Origin of the sequence: Campylobacter concisus, from assembly GCF_902460595.1 — a bacterium.
Lineage (GTDB): Bacteria > Campylobacterota > Campylobacteria > Campylobacterales > Campylobacteraceae > Campylobacter_A > Campylobacter_A concisus_BL.
Genome location: NZ_CABPVA010000001.1, coordinates 250,105 through 250,767 on the forward strand (window position 1 = coordinate 250,105; position 663 = coordinate 250,767).

Below are 663 nucleotides of genomic sequence, written 5' to 3' on the forward strand. Positions count from 1 at the left end.
TTTATGATGAAGTAGATAGAAATAAAAATACACTTAAATCAGAGCTTTTTATAGGAGAGTGGAATTTATGTGCTGGAGTATTGGGTAATCCATCAGCATTTGGTACTGGCGGTTCAGCAGGATTTAAAGCAAGAGATTTTCAAAAAGCATTTCTGGCAGCACAGCTGGGAGTAGTAGAAGCATTAAACTATCTGGCAGACTCTTTTAAATACTACACTTATGGGATGGGAGTAAATAAAAATTTAGACACCTACGAAAAAATTCGTAAACTATATAAAAATCCCCCACTAGATGAATATGGAATGATACCTTATCTTGATGAGATAGTAGGAAGCTACTTCGTGATGGATTTTAATAGGGGTGGGGTTATACTTGATCCAATAGCTGATACTGTTCATCACTTAAGAGAAATGGTAGAGGATAAAGGCAAGCTACTAGATCCTAGAGATATAGATGCAAACGAGACTACAAGGGAAGAATTTTTGAAATATGCAAAAGAAACCTTGCATGATTTTCAAGCCCCTTATGATGTCGCAGAGCCTGACGATACTGAATTAAAACAAGTTATGTTAAATAGAGATTCTGGTATTTTAGAAGCTAAAATAATGTCCCTAACCCCACCAGAGGGATATCCTAATGCACCATACTACAACACACCAGAAG

General features: G+C 36.3%; 1 pseudogene. It reads left to right on the forward strand.

Annotation, left to right across the window (positions count from 1 at the left end):
- Nucleotides 1–663, forward strand: a pseudogene (locus tag F3G86_RS01195) (thioredoxin reductase); the annotation flags it as partial.